At 68.6% G+C, this 17,287-nt stretch carries 16 protein-coding genes and 1 pseudogene; 5 read left to right on the forward strand and 12 right to left on the reverse strand.

Annotation, left to right across the window (positions count from 1 at the left end):
* Positions 1–5: 5 nt before the first annotated feature.
* From RY94_RS01455 to RY94_RS01475, 5 genes are all read right to left on the reverse strand, one after another.
* Positions 6–1,904, reverse strand: a complete 1,899-nt coding sequence (locus tag RY94_RS01455) for an alpha-amylase family protein (RefSeq protein WP_043440818.1) — start codon at positions 1,902–1,904, stop codon at positions 6–8.
* Between the two features lie 105 nt (positions 1,905–2,009).
* On the reverse strand, positions 2,010–3,344 hold the full coding sequence (locus RY94_RS01460; protein ID WP_043440820.1) for an ABC transporter substrate-binding protein: 1,335 nt from the start codon (positions 3,342–3,344) through the stop codon (positions 2,010–2,012).
* 86 nt (positions 3,345–3,430) lie between these two features.
* Entirely contained in the window at positions 3,431–4,264 is an 834-nt protein-coding gene (locus tag RY94_RS01465; RefSeq protein ID WP_043441331.1) for a carbohydrate ABC transporter permease, read from the reverse strand.
* A 95-nt stretch (positions 4,265–4,359) separates the two neighbouring features.
* Positions 4,360–5,298 (reverse strand): carbohydrate ABC transporter permease, encoded by a 939-nt coding sequence (locus tag RY94_RS01470; RefSeq protein ID WP_043440822.1) that lies wholly within the window; start codon positions 5,296–5,298, stop codon positions 4,360–4,362.
* On the reverse strand, positions 5,276–7,423 hold the full coding sequence (locus RY94_RS01475) for a beta-galactosidase (protein ID WP_082045969.1): 2,148 nt from the start codon (positions 7,421–7,423) through the stop codon (positions 5,276–5,278). The genes RY94_RS01470 and RY94_RS01475 overlap by 23 nt, the downstream gene beginning before the upstream one ends.
* A 255-nt stretch (positions 7,424–7,678) precedes the next feature.
* On the opposite strand from RY94_RS01475, the gene RY94_RS01480 reads away from it, so the two are divergent.
* On the forward strand, positions 7,679–9,130 hold the full coding sequence (locus RY94_RS01480) for an APC family permease (protein WP_043440825.1): 1,452 nt from the start codon (positions 7,679–7,681) through the stop codon (positions 9,128–9,130).
* Positions 9,131–9,160: 30 nt separating this feature from the next.
* Entirely contained in the window at positions 9,161–9,997 is an 837-nt protein-coding gene (locus tag RY94_RS01485) for a PhzF family phenazine biosynthesis protein (protein ID WP_043440828.1), read from the forward strand.
* On the opposite strand, the gene RY94_RS17055 is transcribed toward RY94_RS01485, so the two are convergent.
* The 4 genes from RY94_RS17055 to RY94_RS16545 all read right to left on the reverse strand — a co-directional run bounded on the left by RY94_RS17055 (position 9,898) and on the right by RY94_RS16545 (position 11,984).
* The gene (locus tag RY94_RS17055) at positions 9,898–10,539 is read right to left on the reverse strand and encodes a GNAT family N-acetyltransferase (RefSeq protein ID WP_082045970.1); all 642 of its coding nucleotides are present in this window, start codon (positions 10,537–10,539) and stop codon (positions 9,898–9,900) included. The genes RY94_RS01485 and RY94_RS17055 overlap by 100 nt on opposite strands.
* Positions 10,536–10,958, reverse strand: coding sequence for a GNAT family N-acetyltransferase (locus RY94_RS01495; RefSeq protein ID WP_043440834.1), 423 nt, complete (start codon positions 10,956–10,958; stop codon positions 10,536–10,538). The genes RY94_RS17055 and RY94_RS01495 overlap by 4 nt, the downstream gene beginning before the upstream one ends.
* A 75-nt stretch (positions 10,959–11,033) precedes the next feature.
* Positions 11,034–11,567 (reverse strand): Cys-tRNA(Pro) deacylase, encoded by a 534-nt coding sequence (gene ybaK / locus RY94_RS01500; RefSeq protein WP_231554368.1) that lies wholly within the window; start codon positions 11,565–11,567, stop codon positions 11,034–11,036.
* Positions 11,568–11,579: 12 nt separating this feature from the next.
* On the reverse strand, positions 11,580–11,984 hold the full coding sequence (locus tag RY94_RS16545) for a hypothetical protein (RefSeq protein WP_052273806.1): 405 nt from the start codon (positions 11,982–11,984) through the stop codon (positions 11,580–11,582).
* 178 nt (positions 11,985–12,162) lie between these two features.
* Between RY94_RS16545 and RY94_RS01515 the strand changes: the two genes are divergently transcribed.
* Both RY94_RS01515 and RY94_RS01520 read left to right on the forward strand, forming a co-directional pair.
* Complete coding sequence (locus tag RY94_RS01515) at positions 12,163–13,179, forward strand: LacI family DNA-binding transcriptional regulator (RefSeq protein WP_043440844.1); 1,017 nt, start codon at positions 12,163–12,165, stop codon at positions 13,177–13,179.
* A gap of 35 nt (positions 13,180–13,214) precedes the next feature.
* Complete coding sequence (locus RY94_RS01520) at positions 13,215–13,508, forward strand: DUF503 domain-containing protein (protein WP_043440847.1); 294 nt, start codon at positions 13,215–13,217, stop codon at positions 13,506–13,508.
* Between the two features lie 47 nt (positions 13,509–13,555).
* Here RY94_RS01520 and RY94_RS01525 read toward each other — a convergent pair.
* Positions 13,556–13,918 (reverse strand): annotated as a pseudogene (locus tag RY94_RS01525) (transposase); the annotation flags it as partial.
* Positions 13,919–14,273: 355 nt separating this feature from the next.
* Complete coding sequence (locus tag RY94_RS01530) at positions 14,274–15,185, reverse strand: arginase family protein (protein ID WP_197060561.1); 912 nt, start codon at positions 15,183–15,185, stop codon at positions 14,274–14,276.
* A 722-nt stretch (positions 15,186–15,907) separates the two neighbouring features.
* Here RY94_RS01530 and RY94_RS16550 point away from each other — a divergent pair.
* Positions 15,908–16,534 (forward strand): hypothetical protein, encoded by a 627-nt coding sequence (locus tag RY94_RS16550; RefSeq protein ID WP_156134967.1) that lies wholly within the window; start codon positions 15,908–15,910, stop codon positions 16,532–16,534.
* A gap of 59 nt (positions 16,535–16,593) precedes the next feature.
* On the opposite strand, the gene RY94_RS01540 is transcribed toward RY94_RS16550, so the two are convergent.
* A complete protein-coding gene (locus RY94_RS01540; RefSeq protein ID WP_231554369.1) occupies positions 16,594–17,139 on the reverse strand; it encodes a hypothetical protein in 546 nt (181 codons plus the stop codon).
* Between the last annotated feature and the right edge of the window lie 148 nt (positions 17,140–17,287).

Below are 17,287 nucleotides of genomic sequence, written 5' to 3' on the forward strand. Positions count from 1 at the left end.
AGGGGCTAGAGCCGGTACCACCGGATCCCGAGCGGCTCGAGGGTGATGCCTGCCTGCAGGAGCTCGGATCGGGCGCTGATCAGTTCTAGGGCGCTTGCCGGCAGGCCCGAGAGCGTCAGGGCGCTGATGCCCTGCGGCGTCTCCGCGAAGTTCGCGAACACGACGACGGTGGACTCCTCGCCGTCGAGCAGGCCGGGCCGCTGGTAGCCCAGGACATGCGGGTTGTCCGTGTGGAACGGCACGAGCAGGCCGCCCGAGAACTCCGGTGCCTGCCGACGCACCGTGAGCAGCCGCTGCAGTCCGGCGAAGACCGCGCCGGCGTCCGTCGTCGGGTCCGTCCGTGCGGCGTAGCGGTCCGCCGGGTAGGCGGGGCGGCCCACCCAGCGGCTGTCCTCGGCCTTCGCCGGATCGTCGAGGTAGGAGTAGTCGTTGAGCTGGCCCACCTCGTCACCGAGGTAGAGCAGCGGGATGCCGCCGGTGCTGAGGACGATCGAATGGGCGAGGAGGACCCGCGCCACGGCGGCGTCGTCGTGCGCTTCCAGCCCGGCGAGGGACGCCGTGGTGCCGGAGATCCGGCAGTCCCCGGTGCGGGGGTTGTCCTGGAAGGGCACGCCGCGCGCGAAGCTGCCGGGGAAGCGGTCGACGTAGAAGGCGTTGAGGAACCGGCGGTGGTCGTGGCCGTCGATGCCGAGCTCCGCGGCGTCCTCGTCGGAGAACGTCCAGCCGATGTCGTCGTGGCTGCGCACGTAGTTGACCCAGGCCGTGCCCTCCGGGATGTCGTGTCGGCGCTCGAGGGCCTGGGCGAGCAGCGAGACCTCCCGCGTGGCCAGTGAGTTCCAGATGAGCGCCATCTGCAGTGGGTTGTAGCTGAGCTGGCATTCGCCGCGGTCGATGTACTGCACCACCTCGTCCGGGTGCACGATCGCCTCCGACTTGAACAGCAGCGAGGGGGCGGCGAGGCGGCACACCGCGTTGAAGGCCTGCAGCAGCAGGTGCGCCTCGGGCAGGCTCTCGCAGGTGGTGCCGAGCTGCTTCCAGATGAAGGCGACGGCGTCCATCCGGATGATGTCCACCCCCTGGTTGGCGAGGTAGAGCATCTCGCCGGCCATGGCCCGGAAGACCTTCGGGTTGCGGTAGTTGAGGTCCCACTGGAAGGAGTGGAACGTGGCCCACACCCAGCGGCCGTCCTCGAGCTGCACGAACGAGCCCGGGTGGTCGTCGGGGAAGATCTCCCGGACGGTCCGCTCGTAGGCGTCCGGCATCTGCCGGTCGGGGTAGATCAGGTAGAAGTCTGCGTACTCGGGATCGCCGGCGACGGCCTTGCGCGCCCACTCGTGCTCGTCCGAGGTGTGGTTGAAGATGAAGTCGACCACGAGGGCTATCCCGTCCTCGCGCAGCTCCCGGGCGAGGTCGGCGAGGTCGTCCATGGTGCCGAGGTCCGGGTTCACGTCGCGGTAGCTCGAGACCGCGTACCCGCCGTCGGAGTTCTCCTCGGGAGCCCGGAACAGGGGCATGAGGTGCAGGTACGTGAGGCCGAGTTCGCGGAAGTAGGGGATCCGCGCGCGGAGGCCGGCGAGGTCCCCGGCATAGAGGTCCACGTAGCAGACACCGCCGAGCATCCGGTGCGACTGGAACCAGTCCGGGGCCATGGCACGGGAGGCGTCGAGGGCCTTGAGGTCCGCCGGCCGGTCCTGCCAGGAGGTTGCGGCGTCGAGCGCCACCTGCAGGAGTTCGCCGTCCGCCCCGGGACCGTAGATGCGGTGGAACAGCGCCTGCAGGCGGGGGAACTCCGTGTCGAAGCGGGCCTGGAAGGACTGCCAGTCGGCGTCCGACGTCGTGGGACGGCGGGCCGAGCGGAGCTCTGCCCGGATGCGGTCCTGGGGCAGGGTGTGCGCGGGATCCATCCTGCCAGCCTATTCCAGCGCGAGGGGCGGCGCGGGATGCGCGAAGCGCCGCGCCCCTTCCGGGACGCGGCGCTTCGTGGTCACTGTGGCGGGAACCGCCGGGGATTACTCCGAGACGGGGATGGACTGCGACGTGAGGGAGTCGATGGTCTTCTGCTGCCCGTTCTCGAGGGCCTCCATCAGGGTGCCGGAGCCGCCGATGGCGGCACCGAATCCGTCGGAGACGTCCGTGTAGGTCTGCGTCATGGTGGGGCCCCACGTGAAGTCGGGGTTCACCTGGGCGGAAGCCTCGGAGAAGACCTCGTAGATCTTCTGTCCGCCGTAGTACTCGACGCCGCCGGCGAAGGACTCGAGGTCGGCTGCGGACTTCGCTGCCGGGTACAGGCCGCCGAGCTCGTTGGCCAGGGCCAGCGCTTCGGGGTCCGTGTTCAGCCACAGCGCGAACTGCGCGGCCTCGGCCGGGTGCTCGGAGCCCTTCAGCACGGCCGTCGAGGAGCCGCCCCAGTTACCGGCGGTCTCGCCGCCGTCCTCCCACTGCGGCATCGGGGCGACGGCCCACTTGCCGGCCGTGTCGGGGGCGCCGGTCGAGAGCGTCGTCGCACCCCAGACCGCGGAGACCCAGGTCCACTGGTCGCCCTCGTTGAAGGAGGCGTTCCATTCGTCCGAGAAGGACGGCAGGGTGGAGACGAGGTCCTTGGACAGCAGGTCCTGCCAGTAGGTGGCGACCTCCTCGGACTCGGGGCTGGTCAGGTTGACGTCCCAGCTCTCGCCGTCGTTCGCGAACCACTGGCCGCCGTTCTGCCAGACCATCCCGGCGAACCAGTTCACGTCCGACTTCGGGAAGTTGGTGATGTAGGAGCCCTCGGCCTTGATCTGCTCGGCGGCAGCGGCGTACTCCTCCCAGGTGGTGGGCACCTCGATGCCGGCCTGCTCGAAGAGGTCGGCGCGGTAGTACATGGCCATGGGGCCGCTGTCCTGCGGGATCGCGTAGACGGCGTCCTCCTCGCCGAAGGTCACCTGGCCCCAGGTCCAGTCCACGAACTGGTCCTGGGCGTCGGCGACGCCCTCGCAGCCGGCGAGGTTCTCCAGGCCGTCTTGCACGCGGAAGTTCGGCAGGGCGTCGTACTCGATCTGGCCGAGGTCCGGCGCGTTGCCGGCCTGGATCTGGTTGAAGAAGTTCTGGTACGTGCCCGAGTTGCCGTTGGGTCCGGTCTGCACCTCGACCTGGATGTCGGGGTTGTCCGCGTTCCACAGCTCGACGACCTTGTCCATGCCGGGAACCCAGGTGGTGAACTGCAGGGTCACGGGCCCGTCGGAGGCCTCGCAGGCGCCCGCCTCGGCGCCTGCTTCAGAGCTGTCTCCGCCGGCTGAGCAGCCGGAGAGAGCCAGCGCAGAGATCATGGCAAAGGCCGCGGTGACTTTTCCGTAATGCGCGCGCATTGTCTTTCCTATCGGTTGATTGAGCAGTGCGGTGCGGGGGCGGACGCCCCGGCACCCGTGGTGCTGGTGGGGAGGATGAGGGGTGGCTATTTGACGCTGCCGGCGCCGAGGCCGCTGCTCCAGAACCGCTGGAGGGCGAGGAAGGCGATGATCAGCGGGACGATCGAGACCAGCGCCCCGACGATCACGAGGGACCGCAGCTCGGGGATCTGGCTGATCTGGCTGTTCCAGGCGTACAGCCCCAGGGTCACGGGGAAGAGCGCCTGGTCACGCAGCATGATCAGCGGCAGGAAGAAGTTGTTCCAGATCGCGACGAACTGGAACAGGAAGATGGTCACCAGGGCCGGTGCCATCAGGCGCGTGGACAGGCTGAAGAACGTCCGTATCTCCCCGGAGCCGTCGAGGCGTGCGGCCTCCAGCAGCTCGTTGGGGACACTCGCGGCCGCGTAGATCCGTGCGAGGTACACGCCGAAGGGGCTGACGAGGCTCGGCAGGAAGACGGCCAACATGGTGTTGGTGAGCTCCACCCGGCTGAAGATCAGGAACAGGGGGAGGGCCAGGGCGGTGGCGGGGACGAGCACGCCGCTGAGCACGACGTTGAAGATCGCCTCGCGGCCCCGGAACTCGTACTTCGCGAGGGCGTAGCCGCACATGGCCGCGATGATCGTCCCGATCAGGGCGCCGACGCCGGCGTAGAGGGCGGAGTTCAGCAGCCACCGGCCGAAGAGGCCGTCCCCGTAGGTGAAGAGCCGGCCGAGGTTGTCGAAGAACGTGCCGAGCGAGTTCGCGGTGAACCAGAGCGGCGCCGTGGAGGTGATCTCCCCGCCGGTCTTCGTCGAGGTGGTGAGTAGCCACCAGATGGGGGTCAGGAAGTAGAGGGTGAAGACACCCATGATGAGCATCGCCGCGCTGCGGGACATGATGCTCTGGCGGGGGCCGCGTCCGCGGTCCTCGGCGCTGCGCGCCGTCGCGCTCCCGCCGCGCGGGCGCTTGGGGGCGGTGGCTGGAGCTGCCATCACTGGGATACCTTCCGCTGGGTGGCCTTCAGGAAGACGAAGGAGAGGATGAACGTGGCGAGCGCCAGGACCACCGAGAAGGCGGCGGCCAGGTTGTAGTTGGGGATGGACGCCGTGGTGTAGACCGCGAGGTTCGGGGTGTACGTGCTGCTGATCGCGGAACTGAAGCTGCGCAGGGTCTGCGGTTCGGCCAGCAGCTGCAGCGTGCCGATGATCGAGAAGACCGCCGTGAGGATGATCGCGGGGACCACCAGGGGGATCTTGATGCGCCAGGCGATCTGGATGTTGCTGGCGCCGTCGAGCCGTGCCGCCTCGTAGATCTCGTGGGGGATCGCGAGCAGGGACGCGTAGATGATCAGCATGTTGTAGCCCACGTAGACCCACGTCACGATGTTCGCGATGGCCCACAGCACGAGCTCTGCACCCAGGAAGTCGATGGTCGAGGTCACGGGGCCGAACGGCGAGAGCGACGGCGAGTACAGGAAACCCCACATGATGGCAGCGATCACGCCGGGGACGGCGTAGGGCGCGAAGAACGCGAGGCGGAAGAACTTCTTGCCCCTGAGCAGTGGCGAGTCCAGCAGCAGTGCGAACAGCAGGGCGAGGCCCAGCATGATGGGGACCTGTACGGCACCGAACAGCAGCACCCGGCCCACGGACTGCCAGAAGGCGGTGTTCTGGAAGACCTGCTCGTACTGCACGAGGCCGCCGAAGACCTGCTGGGGCTTGCCGAACGTACCCTCCCGCTCGACGGTGAGCAGCGACTGGATGACCGCATAGACGATCGGGATGGCGTAGAAGGCGATGAAGAGCACCGCGAACGGGGCGATGAACATGGCCACGGCGCGGCGTTGCGCTCCCGAGGAGCGGTTCTTCCGCGCGGCCGGGCGCGCCTTCGGCGACTCGGCCGGAGTACTAATGACGGTCATTTCCTGCATCCTTTCGGCCCGGGGCGGAGCCGTCGGTGGGGATTACTGGGGTGGTGCGGACAACGCGCACTGCGCCCGCGGGAACGACGACGGCGTCGGCCACGGCCTCCGCGGTCAGCAGTTCCAGGCCGGTGACCCGGTGCTTGCGGTCCTCGGTGCCGTGGTTGATGAGGAAGAGGTACTCGTGTCCGTTGCCGCGGCGGGTGACCGTCTCGAGGCCGGACTGCACCTCGGGGACGGTGACTCCGGCGGCGACGGCGGCCCGCAGGAGCAGGTCCCGGAGGACACCGCCGTCGAGCACCGTGCTGACATACCAGGCAGCGCCCGCTCCGAACCGGTTGCGTGTGACGGCGGGGCCGCCGGCGTGGTGGCCGGTCGCGTAGCTCAGCACGGCCTCGGCCGTGGTGAGGCGGACGGCCTCGGACCAGAGGGACGCGGGTGAGCCGTTGTCCAGGGTGAGCGGGTGGGCCGGATCGAGCGGGAAGAACTCCTCGGACCGGAGGCCGAGCAGCTCCCTGAACGCTCCGGGGTAGCCGCCGGGGCGCACCCTCTCGTTCTCGTCGACGATCCCGCTGAAGAACGTGACGACGGCGGAGCCGCCGCCGGCCACGAAGTCGCTGAGGGTCGCGGCGTGCTCGTCGCGGATCAGGTACAGGTTCGGGACCACCACGAGGCGGTAGGCGGAGAGGTCCGCGCCGGGCGCCACGACGTCGACCGTGATGCCGGCGTCCCACAGGGCCTTGTAGGCGGCGTGCACCTGCTCGATGTAGCGGACGTCTCCCGAGGGGTGCGACTCCTGGTCGTGGGCCCACCATGCCTCCCAGCTGAAGACGAGCGCGACGTCCGCATGCACGGTGGTGCCCGCGAGTTCGCGCAGCTTGACCAGCGAGGAGCCGAGTTCGACGACGTCGCGCCAGACCTGCGAGTCCGTCCCGGCGTGGGGCACCATCGCGGAGTGGAACTTCTCGCTGCCCTGCAGCGACGCGCGCCACTGGAAGAAGCACAGGCCGTCCGCACCGCGGGCGAGGTGGGTCAGCGAGGTGCGGATCATCTCGCCCGGACCCTTGGCGATGTTGCGGGGCTGCCAGTTCACGGCGCCGGTGGAGTGCTCCATCAGCAGCCACGGCCGGCCCTGCGCGAGCCCGCGGGTGGTGTCCGCGGTGAAGGCGAGTTCGGTGAGCGGGGCGGCGAGGCGGTGATCCACGTAGTGGTCGTTGGCGATGACGTCCATGGAGGGCGCCCAGGTCCAGTAGTCCTGGTTACGGATGTGCGCGGCGACCATGAAGTTGGTGGTGACGGGAGCTGCGCTGTGGGCCCGCAGCACGGCTTCCTCGGCCGAGTAGTGCGCGAGGAGCTCGTCCGAGCTGAAGCGGTTGAAGTCGAGGGTCTGCGTGGGGTTGGTCGCCGAGAGCGTGAGCCGCGGGGGCAGGATCTGCTCCCAGCCCGAGTACCGCTGGCTCCAGAACGCGGTGCCCCATGCGGCGTTGAGGGCGTCGAGGCTCCGGTAGCGCGTACGGAGCCACCTGCGGAAGGCGTCGGCCGAGACGTCGCAGTAGCACAGGGAGTTGTGGCAGCCGAGCTCGTTGGAGACATGCCACAGGCGCAGCGCCGGGTGGCTGCCGTAGCGGGCGGCGACCTGCTGGACCAACGCGAGGGCGTGCTCGCGGTAGACGGGGGAGCTGGGGCAGAACGCCTGGCGGCCGCCCGGCCAGCGGGCCGTGCCGTCGGCGGCGCGGGGGAGGAGTTCAGGATGCGCGGTGGTGAGCCAGGCAGGGGTCGACGACGTGCCGGTGCCCAGGTTCACCCCGATGCCGTGCTCGGCGAGGAGGTCCATGACGGCGTCGAGGTTCTCGAAGCGGAAGACGCCCGGCTCCGGTTCCAGCTCCGCCCAGCCGAAGATGTTGACGGCCACGAGGTTGACGCCGGCCTCCCTCATCAGGCGGACGTCCTCCACCCAGACGGATGCATCCCACTGCTCGGGGTTGTAATCACATCCGTAGACGAGCTGCCCGTTCCCGGACAGTCCTGCGACGGTGGTTGCGTGTGCCAAACCTGCTCCTCGATGCTGCGGTGCCGATTCCCGGGCAGGTGCCGCAGGAGAGGCCGCGGGCGCGGTCTGTGAACGCTCCCACATTGAGGGGCCATGCTCTCCATCGAGAATCTGTGAACGTTCCCAGAGTAATGACCGTCACATTCCGTGTCAACGCCGGCAGCGCTGCGGAGGCTGCGCCGTCGCCGTCGTGCACGCCGCGTGGGCGGGCCGTCGCCCGGCCATCATCGGGGGATACCCTGCCGCGGGAATTGGCCACACATCGGTACCACGCGCAATGTCTTGCTAAGCAGGGTGATTGGTACCACAGTGAGGTGGAAAACTACGGGGAGGCCGTCCATGAGTACTTCTGCAGAGCATGTGTCCAAGGCGTCCGCCACGGAGGAACCCGAGCTCAAGCGGGTCCTCGGCCCGAAGCTGCTCCTCCTGTTCATCGTGGGCGACATCCTGGGAGCCGGGGTGTACGCGGTCACCGGGACCATGGCCGGGACGGTCGGCGGGCTGGTCTGGCTCCCGTTCCTCCTCGCCTTCATCGTCGCGACCATGACGGCGTTCTCCTACCTCGAACTCGTGACGCAGTACCCCCAGGCGGCAGGCGCGGCCCTGTACACCCATAAGGCGTTCGGCATCCACTTCGTCACCTTCCTGGTGGCCTTCGCCGTCGTCTGCTCCGGCGTCACCAGCGCCGCCACGTCCGCCAACGTGCTGGCGCAGAACCTGTTCGGCGGCTTCGTGGTCAACGGCTGGATGGAGGCGCCGGGGCAGGGGGTGCTCACCGCCGTCGCCCTGGGCTTCATGATCCTGCTCGCCCTGATCAACCTCCGCGGTGTGGGGGAGAGCGTCAAGTTCAACGTGGTCCTGACGCTCATCGAGGTCGCCGCGCTGTGCATAGTGATCGGCGTGGGCTTCTTCGCCATGGCGCAGGGCACCGGCAACGTGGGCCAGGTCTTCGTCTTCACCGACTACCAGGACAAGGGCCTGTTCCTGGCCGTCACGGCAGCCACCTCCATCGCCTTCTTCGCGATGGTGGGCTTCGAGGACTCCGTCAACATGGTGGAGGAGACGCAGAACCCGGAGCGCATCTTCCCCCGGACCATGCTCACGGGCCTCGGGATCGCCGTCATCTTCTACATGCTGGTGGCCGTCTCGGTGGTCACGGTGCTGAGTCCCACCGAGCTGGAAGGCATCCGGGAGGCGGAGGGTGCCGCGCTGCTCGAGGTGGTGCACAAGGGGTCACCCGATTTCCCCATCGACCAGATCTTCCCCTTCCTCGCGGTCTTCGCCGTCGCGAACACCGCCCTGATCAACATGCTGATGGCCAGCCGCCTGATCTACGGGATGGCACGGCAGGGGGTCCTTCCCCGATCGCTCGGCAAGGTGCTCCCCGTGCGCTGCACCCCGTGGGCCGGCATCCTGTTCTCGACGGTCCTGGCGCTCGCCCTGATCCTCTATGTGACCAGCGACCCGGACGGCAACATCGTCGCCAATCTCTCCGGGACCACCGCGTTCCTGCTGCTGTGCGTCTTCGCCGTGGTGAACATCGCGTGCCTGGTGCTCCGCCGCAAGCGGGACGTGAACCGGAAGGTGTTCTTCACCTCCCCGGGCCCGCTGCCCGCCGCGGCCGCGGTCCTGTGCCTGTTCCTCGCCGGGCCCTGGGTGGGACGCGACATCATCCAGTACCAGATTGCCGGGGGCCTCATGGTGATCGGCGTCGTGCTCTGGTTCGTCACCTGGCTGATCAACCGGAGGACCGACACCCCGACGGGGGACCCGGCGGCGATCGACGGGTGAGCGTCCCGCAGCCGCGCTAGCATCGCCTGCATGGAGATCCTTCGCTACGCAGCGTTCACCGACCGGCCCGACGGCGGGAACCCCGCCGGCGTGGTGCTCGACGCCGACGGCCTGGCGGCGCACGAGATGCAGGCCATCGCCGCGGACCTCGGGTACGCGGAGAGCGCGTTCCTCTCCGACCGCCTGCCGGGCCGTGCCACGGTCCGCTACTTCGCCCCCGAGGCGGAGATCCCCTTCTGCGGCCACGCGACGATCGCCACGGGCGTCGCGCTCGCCGAACGCGAGGGGCCCGGGACGCTGGCCCTCTCGACGCCCGTGGGAGTGCTCGCGCTCACCACGGACCGCGTGAACGACCGCCTCGTCGCATCCCTCGAGACGGTCGACCCGTGGGTCGAGGGGATCGACGCGGATTGCCGGGCCGACCTGCTGCGGCATCTCCGGCTCGCCGAGGAGGACCTGTCGGCCGACCTGCCCGTCCTGCTGTCCTTCGCCGGCAACATCCACCCCATCGTGCCCGTCCGTGACGCGGGAGTCCTGCGCGCCCTCGACTACGACTACGACGGACTCAAGACCCTCATGGCCGCGCAGGGCTGGGGCGCGACGGTCGCCGTCGTGCACCGGATCGGCCCGGACGTCTTCGAGGCCCGCAACCCGTTCCCGCCGGGCGGCGTCCGCGAGGACCCCGCGACCGGGTCGGCCGCGGCATCCCTCGGCGCCTATCTGCGGGCGCGGGACGAGCTCGTCCCGCCGGCCACGCTCACGGTGCATCAGGGCGCGGACGTCGGGCGGCCGTCCCTGATCACGGTCGGCATCCCCGAGGCCGGGGGCCTGACGGTCTCCGGCGGGGCGGTGCGGATCACCGCGTAGGAGGCGAGGTCGCGGCGCTCGCCGCCGATCTCCAGGTAGCTGCCGAGGAGCCCCTCGTAGGTGAAGCCGGCACGGCGGGCGGCGCCGAGGGACGCCGCGTTCCACGGCTCGATGTGCAGTTCGACGCGGTACAGGCCCGGCAGGGTCCACGCGAACGACGTCAGCGCCCGCAGGGCGTCGGTCGCGACCCCCCGCCCGCGAGCGGCGGGGGCGACGGCGTACCCGGCCTCGCCGCGCCCGAGGCCGTAGTCGCGCAGCCACAGGCCGATGACGCCCAGGGCCTCGTCCGTGCGGGCGTCGGCGATCGCGAAGGAGAAACCGGCCCCCTCCGGGTGCCGCTCACGCTGGCGGGCGATGTAGGCGAGGGCTTCCTCCGCGCCGGCCAGCGGAGGGAGCGTGCCGATGAGGGGCACGTAGGGATCGGTCGCGAGGTCCCGGACCATGCCGGCGTCCCGGTCCTCGATCTGCCGCAGGACCACGCCGCCGGACGCCGGCGGGATCTCGGGCCAGCCGGGCAGCAGCGGACGCTCCGGCCCGCTCACGGCCGGTAGCCGAACGCGGCCAGGCGGAGGTCGTCATGCGGCCGGAAGCCCAGGGCGCGGTAGAAGGGATGCGAGCGCTCCGCGTCCTCCGTGCCGGCGGCGTCCGTGGTCAGTGCCAGGAACGTGCAGTGGGCGTAGCGTCCCTGGATCTCCTCCAGCAGGGCACGGGCCACCCCGCGGCGCCGGGACGCAGGATGCACGAGGAGGTCCTGGATGTAGCAGATCGATTCCCCGTCGGAGACGGTGCGCGCCAGCCCCACCAGTCCGCCGTCGTCGTCCCACGCCGTCACCACCGAGTGGGACCCTGCGAGGCTCCGCGCGAGCCGGTCGGGATCACGCGTGTAGGCCGTCCACCCCACGGCATCGTAGAGCGCGAGCGCCCGGTCCAGGCCAGGGGTCTCATCCGCGGTGATCCTCACCGGTCCACCGTACCCCTGCGGCCCGCCCCGGCAGCAGTGGCCGGTCAGCGCTGCCTGCGCGCTCCGGCGAGGGCCTCACGGGTCCGCGGAACGACGTCGGGTACCCGCGATCGGCGCGATCAGTGCGTGCGTCACGGCGACGAGGTCCGCCGGGGCCAGCTCGACGTCCAGGCCCCGCTGCCCGCCGGACACGAAGACGGTGGGGTGGTCGAGTGCGGACCGGTCGACGACCACGGGGGATGCCTGCCGCTGGCCGATGGGGGAGATCCCGCCGAGGACGTAGCCCGTCCGTCGCCGGGCGGCGTCCGGATCGGCCATCGCGGCCTTCCGCCGGCCGAGCGCCGAAGCCAGGGCCTTGAGGTCCAGTGACCCGCTGACGGGGACGACGGCGGCGACCAGCGTCCCGTCGACGCTCGCCATCAGGGTCTTGAAGACCCGCTCCGGCTCGACGCCGAGAGCTGCAGCAGCCTCGAGTCCGTAGGAGGAGACGCCCTCCTCGTGGCTGTACGGGTGCGCCGAGAAGGGGACGGCTGCTTCCGTGAGGGCGGCGAGGGCGGGCGTACTGCGTGGTCCCGTGATCTTCCTGCCCACATCACTCCTGCCTGTCATGGCCCGTGCGTGCTAGCAGGCCGTCCCGGTGTCCAGCGCCGTCGCGGGTCCGTAGGCCGACGGATCGCCCCAGGCACCCGTGAACTCGCACGCGAGGATGAAGTCGATCACGAGGCCGCCGGTCAGGACAAGCCCTTCGACGTAATCCACGCCGTCGCGGGTCACGGGTTCCACGCCCTGCTGCTCGAGGGCGGAGACCACGTCCTCGGTGGCGGCGGGGTCCTGGCCGTTCAGGGAGCACCAGTACACGTAGAGGCCCTCGAGCTCGTCGAGGGAGACCAGCGCTCCGTCGGTGGTGACGGTGGTGGTGGCCCGGAGGAAGTGCTCGAGGTGCTGCGTCAGGGGGGAACGGTGCGGGGGACGGATCGAGGATCCGGCCGCGGAAGGTCGTGGGAGGAGGGCTTCCTGGTGGGTCATTGCTGCACGCCCCGATCGGGAATGGTGCTCTGCTGCAGGGTGCCGGGCACGGCGGCCGAGGCAAGGAGAAGAAGAGCCGGAGGAACAGCCGCCTTCTTCTAGACAACTTCCTCCACAGTACTCTGCCGGCACTCCCCTCCACGGAAACAGCCCGTGAACGCTCGGCTACAGTACACGTATGCCCCCGATCCGCACCCGTTCTCGCCGGGCGACCATCAACGACGTCGCCACCGCGGCCGGGCTGTCCCGAGGGACCGTGTCCCGGGTCGTCAACGGTGAACGGTACGTGTCCGACGAGGCGCGCATCGCCGTCGAGGAGGCGATCGCGCGGGTGGGCTACGTCCGCAACTCCGCGGCGAGGAACCTCGTCACGCAGGAGTCCCGGGCCATCGCCCTGATCATCCACGAGCCGCATTCGCTCCTGTTCGAGGACCCCAACATCGGCTCCATCCTCCTCGGGGCGAACGCCGTGCTCTCGAAGGCGGACTACCAGCTCGTCTCCCTCATCATCGACTCCGACCGGGACAGCCGCAGGGTCGCGGACTACCTCAGGGGCGGCCTCGTGGACGGCGCGGTCATCGTCTCCGCCCGGGCCTCGGACCCCATCGCCTCCGCGGTGCGCGACATCGGCGTGCCGGCCGCCTTCGTCGGCCACCCGCCCGGCACGCCGGACCTGCCGTACGTCGCGATCGACAACGCAGCCGCGGCCCGCGCGATCACGCGACGCCTCATGGACACCGGGCGCCGGAGGATCGGCATGATCGCCAGCGCCATGGACCGCGATTCCGGCTACGACCGCTTCACGGGGTTCCGCGACGCGATGGGGGACCGCTTCGACGCGTCCCTGGTGGTCGAGTACCCGCTCTACACCTACGCCGCAGGGCTCGAGGGCATGCAGGAGCTGCTGCGCCGGTGCCCCGGGATCGACGGCGTCTTCGCAGCCTCGGACGCCGTCGCCGCCGGCGCCATGACAGCCCTCCAGGAGTCGGGGCGGAAGGTGCCCGACGACGTCGGGATCGTCGGCTTCGACGACAGCAGCTGGGCCGTGAGGACCAGGCCCCAGCTGTCCACCGTCCGGCAGCCGGCCGACCTGCTGGGCAGTACGGCGGCGGAACTGGTGCTGGCCCAGATCCGCGGCCTTCCGAGCCCCGTGCAGGTGCTCGACACGACCGTCGTCTGGCGCGATTCGGCCTAGCCCGCCCGGGAGGCACGACGACGAGGAGGACGCTCATGTGGATCGGGTTCATCGAGTTCGACGTCCTGCTCGGCGACGTGCATTCGCTGAAGGGCAAGCGCTCGGTGGTGCGCCCGCTCGTGGCGGACCTCCGGCGGAAGTTCGAGCTGTCCGTCGCCGAGGTGGGCCACCAGGACCTGCACCGCCGCGCCCTCGTCGGGGCCGGCCTCGTCGGCGCCGACCGCCGGCACGTGGTGGACGTCCTGGACCGGGTGGAGCGGTACGTCGCGGCGAGGCCCGAGATCGAGCTCCTGAGCGCCCGGCGGCGGCTCCTCACCAGCGAGGACTAGCAGGAAGATCCATGACCTGTGGCTTACCACCCCGTAGTGGCTCTCATCTATTCCGGGACGTTCATCCTCGGGCTGCCACGTCTCGTGCTGTCCATGATTGGAGTGGGGGTCTGCTGCACCGGTAGGTTGCAGGGCTCATAGTGGGTGAGGTTCCGGAAGCCGAGGGCTGAGCCGCGGAGGTGTTCGCGGTGGCCGTTGATTGCTTCGGTGGGGCCGTTGCTGGTGCCTGGTCGGTCGAAGAAAGCGAGGACGTCAACGGCTCGCTGCTTCTGGGTTCGGCCGACCCTGCGGATCTCGATGAGTGCGGCAGGGACACCGCTGGTGATCGAGTCGATGAGGGGCTGCATCATCTGCTTCCCGCGAATCTTGGGCGGTTCCCGGTTCGCGGCGACGATCCGCTGGTAGACACCCAGGAGCACCGGCCGGAACGCGGATTAGAACGCTAACGCCACGAGCTGCCGCGCAACACTCCGCGCTCCTTGCCACCGGAGAATGGGGCCGGATCCCGTAACCCTGGCTCCGGGGCAAGGCCTACGGATGAGAATAACTACCGAGCTGACCTCCACCGTTGCCTGTCCGTCCTGCGGGCAGGAAACCACCATGCAGATGCCTACTGACGCATGCCGGTCTCCCATGAGTCTGGACCGCGGCGACGACGGGGTTCCGGGCTTCGGGTCTCGAGGCCTGCGGCGGCACGTCCCTTCGGGCCGAATGCAACGACAGCCGGTCAGGGGTCTAGCCCACGGAAGAGACGGTGCCCTTGTGTCAGGCGGTGATGAGCGGCAGGCCGCGAAGCAAACCCTGAAGGGCCAGGACGTTACGTGGAATGAACTCAGCCACCGTCAGCCCGACAACGTCGGCGGCGCCCGCCACATCCGCGACGACGCGCTGGACCTGCGCCCGGCTCAAACCATCGGGGACCATCCCCAAACCAAGGACCGCCTCATTGCTGTCCACGCTGTCAACGTCCAAATGGATGGCGACCTTGCTCGCTCCGGTAGCGGCGAGCCACTGCAGAAGCGGTTCGCTCGTCGTCCGCAGGTCTTCCGGGCTGAACGCGTGCAGGCCCCACGCGTCGATATTCGCGTAGGCGTCCTCAAACCACGAATGCAGTCCGGCCAGCGCAACCCGGGCCGGATCGATTGTCGCGGGGAGCATGCTGACGATGCCTTGGTCACCGTGACCGGTCAGAGTCGCCACGGCCATGGCGTGATACCCGTCGTACGCGGTGTCGGGGGTGTCGACGTCGGGGTGGGAGTCGATCCACACGACCGCGAGGTCCTTCCCGTACTTGTTCGCGAGCGCGGCGAACGGCGCCACACTGACAGAGCAGTCGCCTCCGAGGGTGAGGATGCGGTCTACGTCGTGCCGCCCCAGGGCCTCCAGGGCAGCGGCCAGGGAGGCGATGATCGCGGACCTCGACTCGATACCGTCCGTGGACCCCTCATCCGGGTTTCCTCCGTCGACCGGGACGATCTCGGTCGGCCCGCTGTGCGCGGGCAGGATGGCTTCGAGGACGCGGTTACCGACGGTGTAGGCGCGGCGGGCCTCCTCGATGGGAACCTCGGGCATCAACAGGGCAACCACGTCCCGGCCGGCGCCTTGCCACTGCGGCCATACCAGGCGGAGGGTGCGTGCACTGTTCATCGGGTCCGGCTCGGTGTCGGGCGTATTCATGGGAGTTCCCCTTCCCAGCGCTCCAATGACTTGTAACACAGGATTTCGAAAACAACCGTACTCCCCATTCGTTGCAGAATCGACGGTCCCGATCGAGAGGAGTCGAAGTATGCATCCACAGTCGTCCTGACGGCCGTGACCTGCGCTCCGACTGGATCGGCTCAGCCGGAACATGGAGGACGGGACCCGCCTGTTGGGCGACTCCCACCGGCAGGGCTGGTAGATCATCTGTCTGGATCTGGGAGTGGACACGGCAACGATCAGGAATGCGGGCATGTACAACATGGCCCTGGGCTTTGCCGAGATCGAACGTAGGTTCATGGGTCAGCGGGACGCCCGAAGCATGCGACTGACGCCGTATCCAAGTGCAATGAGACCGACGAGTGCGAGGAGAATCGTTCCTGGCCAACCAAGCGCCGGCTCCGACGAGCAGGTCGATACCGCGCCGGATTCGGGTACGTAGTCGATGCACTGCCCGGATCGAAGCCAGTGATTCAGGATGTTCACGAGAACGATCAGCCCGCAGAACAAGAGCCAGGGCAGCTTGGATCGGGGCGCTCGGTCGGGCTTCATGAGCGAAGGCTATGGTGCCGACTGGATGATTACCTCAACCGGTGCGGCTTCGGGATCAGATCGGAACGTAGCCAACCACCTTTTGGGCGTTCGGGGATCGTGCTGCGATCGGCATTCTGTGGACGGGGATCGGCGCGTAGGTTGGTGTGATGCGCGCGATAGAGGTGGATGAGCGGGATTCGACCTGGGAGCGGGACGATGCCCGCTATCGCGTGTACGTGTTCGAGGGAGCGGGCAACGCCGTCACCACGGTCGACCTTCTGGACGCCACGGTGGAGCAAGCGCTGGAAACTGCGACGGAGATGTCGAATGAAGATGCACTGCTGTGGGCTCTCGCACTGGTTGAACATGATTCCCGGGGCATGCGTGGTCTGATCTGGCTGTCGGGCATGGATTACAACGACACCCCCAGCTCGCCCCGCGAGTGGATGCGTCGAGGGCAGATGCAGGACCGGTACCTCAGGGCGAGACACAACCGTGGACTACAGGCGTTGCTTCCGACCGGTCTTCGAGTCGTCCGCGTATTCCCGGAGTGGGTATCCGGGTGGCCTCTTTGGGAGGACTTTTCGGACGAGTACCGCTTGACCGGTTCTGATCTGGGGCTCTCATCTGCGCTCAGTCGTGGACTCTACGAGTGGAACCAGACGTGGCGGGACCGGGGCGTAGATGATCCGGTGCCCACCGGTTGGCGTGCGGCCGGCGAAATCCTCACCCGGCAGCTCCAGGTTGAGTTGAGTGGTGTGGCGGAGGTCAGGCCCGAGTTCCTCACCCAATGAGGGCGTACCCCCGCATGGCGCGCAGTCTCACTACGGAATCGCTCTGCGGGATGGGCGCCCTATTCGCTCTCTGGCAAGAGGAACGCGACCCGCTGCTCTGGAGCCCAGACGTACGTGTCGTCGCAGCAGTATCCCCTGAGCCACGGTTGGCCGTCCACGACACGAAGGTAGAACCCTTTGGGGTACTCCACGTCCTCGCTCACGGACTTGGACGCAACATGAATCGCTCCGGCCGGGCTGCGACCTGCTGACAACACTGAATCCGGCGCGTTCCCTTGATCCATCAGCGACAGGCGCAGGTAAGGTCCGACCACCAAGGGGCAAAGTTCGAGACCCTGGTTCCTTGCAGCCGCGAAAACCTCGGACAGGACCGCACCTTCTGGGAGACCGAGTTGCTCTACGGTTCGCTCCACAATTCGTAGCGTTCGGCCCGCTGGGTCATCAAACATCGGGTGAGCGAGCAACGCCTCTGCATACGCGTTGAGCTGCACGCCCGCATCGCCCAGGGTTCTGACGAGTTGAGTTCGCGATTGCCCGCCTACCTCGACCGTGAAGCTTTCAGCCTCTGCCGCACTCACCATGAAGCCATTCTCCGTCAGTTGCACGGGGACAAGACCACTATTCGGCACCTGCCGATCGGCTCAGGTTCGTCAGCCGATTCCCTAGCGAACACCCCCGCGCCGGACCCGCGTCGTCTTCACCCAGACGGATCTCCAGTGCCCTCAAGAGAATTTCACCGACGGTGTCGAGAAC

It is taken from the genome of Arthrobacter sp. L77 (assembly GCF_000816565.1).
Lineage (GTDB): Bacteria > Actinomycetota > Actinomycetes > Actinomycetales > Micrococcaceae > Arthrobacter_D > Arthrobacter_D antioxidans.